Consider the following 1,833-nt stretch of genomic DNA (forward strand, 5'->3'; position numbering starts at 1 on the left):
CCGGCGGCGCTGGAGGTCTGTGTTGGCGGCGTTGACGGCGAGTTGGCCGGTGCCGTGGTGGTCGGCGATGGTGAACCAGACGCTGCCGTCGTCTTCCTGGACGGCCTGGTGGCCGTCGCCGAGGTCGTAGTAGCGGGTGGCCTGGGCCTTCGTGGCGCCTTTGGGGAGGGTGACCTCGGTGTGGCCGAGGTAGAGGGTCGTCTCGCTGGAGGTGCTGCCGATGAGGCGGTTGCCGTCGGCGTCGTAGAGGTATGAGGTGCTCTTCGTGCCGCCGGCGCCGTCCGGTTCGGAGACCGAAGCCAGGTGGCCCTCTGCGTCCCAGGTCAGGTTCTGGGTGCTCCCGGCCAGGGTCCGGGTGGACGTGTTGCCGGCTTCGTCGTAGGTGTAGCTGTCGGTGCTGGTGCCCGTGGGGCCGGTTCTCGTCACGTCGGTGAGGGCGTGGGGCTGCGGCTGGCCGGGGGCGGGGTAGCTGTAGTAGCCGAACCTGGTGCTCCTGCCGGTCGTCAGGTCCACGGATGCGCCTCGACGGTGTAGCCGCCGGAGGTGCCGAGGAGGTACGCCACGGTGTCCGCCCGCGGCGCGACGGCCACCGGCATCGCCGGGGACGTCGACCCCGCCATCCACTCCAGCGGCTGCGACCAGCCCGCGCCGTCGCTCCCGGAGTCGCCCCGCAGCCCGCGGCCAGCACCAGCCCCAGCACAGCCGCGACACCGGCCACCGGCCTCGCCACCCGCATGCACTCCCCCTACAGACCGTCAGTCGGGCTTCAGGGTGTGGGTGCGGGCGGTGTCAGTGCTGCCTGCATGGCCGGGCCGTCGACATACGAGTGCTTCTCCAGTACCTCGCCGTCGCGGACCGGGACGAAGTCCGCCAGGTCGATGGCGACCGCGGAGGGCGGGGAGGTCGAAGGCGAGGTCGGGGACGAGGGCGAAGGAGTCGGCTGCCGCGGCGCGGATCTCGTCGCGGCCGCGGGCCGGGGGCTGGCCCGAGTGGGGGTGGAAGACCGAGTCGGGGGTGTGGAGTTCGGCGATACGGGCGGGGTCGCGGGCTTCCCGGCAGGCGTGGTAGCGCTCGAACAGGTCGCGGGTGGATGTCGTGTCCATCGGCCGGCCTCCGTCGCAGGCGCTGATCGCCGCCGGGCGCGAGCTGTTCGGGCGGCTCGGCTACGGGGGCGTCAGCACCGTGGCGATCGCCGACGCCGCCGGGGTGAGCCGGGGGGCGATGTACCACCAGTTCGCGGACAAGCGGGATCTCTTCGAGGCGGTCTTCGAGGACGTCGAGCGCGAGCTGGTCGGGGAGATCGACGCGGCCGTGTCCGCCCACGGTGCGGCCGATCCGGTCGACAGCCTGATCGTCGGCTGCCTCGCCTGGCTCGACGCCTCGGCGGATCCCGCGGCGCAGCGCATCATCCTGCTCGACGCGCCCGCCGTGCTCGGCTGGGCGCGGTGGCGGGAGGTGGAGTTGCGGCACACCATCGGGCTGCTGGAGTCGGCGCTCACCGGTGCGGTCGCGGCGGGCCGGATCCGTACGCGGGCCGTGCGGCCGCTGGCGCTCGTGCTCGTGGGGGCGCTGGACGAGGCGGCCCAGTATCTCGCCCACGGCGGGGACTCGGCGCGGGACGACCTCGCGATCAAGTCGATCATCCGGCAGCTCGTCTCCGGGCTGGCGTCCGGCGCGGCGCCCACAGCCTGATCCCCTCCCCCGCCAGCCGCTCCGGCAGGTCCGCCAGCCGCGGCAGCTGCTCCAGGTGGTGTACGCCGGCGGGCAGGCCGGCGGTGAGCAGTTCGCGGGTGGCGTACGCGGCCACCAGGCCGGTGACGGTGCTCTGTTCGC

3 protein-coding genes and 1 pseudogene are annotated in these 1,833 nt (G+C 73.5%); 1 reads left to right on the forward strand and 3 read right to left on the reverse strand.

The window, feature by feature from the left end:
- Together H5J30_RS30710 and H5J30_RS30720 are read right to left on the reverse strand one after the other, a co-directional pair.
- Positions 1-513, reverse strand: a 513-nt coding sequence (locus H5J30_RS30710; protein WP_181790738.1) for a hypothetical protein, incomplete at its 3' end; no start/stop codon positions are given.
- Between the two features lie 242 nt (positions 514-755).
- Entirely contained in the window at positions 756-1,103 is a 348-nt protein-coding gene (locus H5J30_RS30720; RefSeq protein ID WP_258563613.1) for a YybH family protein, read from the reverse strand.
- Here H5J30_RS30720 and H5J30_RS30725 point away from each other — a divergent pair.
- The gene (locus tag H5J30_RS30725; protein WP_220189528.1) at positions 1,096-1,692 is read left to right on the forward strand and encodes a TetR/AcrR family transcriptional regulator; all 597 of its coding nucleotides are present in this window, start codon (positions 1,096-1,098) and stop codon (positions 1,690-1,692) included. The genes H5J30_RS30720 and H5J30_RS30725 overlap by 8 nt on opposite strands.
- Here H5J30_RS30725 and H5J30_RS30730 read toward each other — a convergent pair.
- Positions 1,640-1,833 (reverse strand): annotated as a pseudogene (locus H5J30_RS30730) (saccharopine dehydrogenase); the annotation flags it as partial. The gene H5J30_RS30725 and the pseudogene H5J30_RS30730 overlap by 53 nt on opposite strands.

Source organism: Streptomyces phytophilus (assembly GCF_013870535.1).
Taxonomy (GTDB): Bacteria; Actinomycetota; Actinomycetes; order Streptomycetales; family Streptomycetaceae; genus Streptomyces; species Streptomyces phytophilus.

Bases quoted from the DNA above. Each gene is read 5' to 3' on its own strand.
- H5J30_RS30720 (WP_258563613.1), bottom strand. From the start codon at position 1,103: ATGGACACGACATCCACCCGCGACCTGTTCGAGCGCTACCACGCCTGC.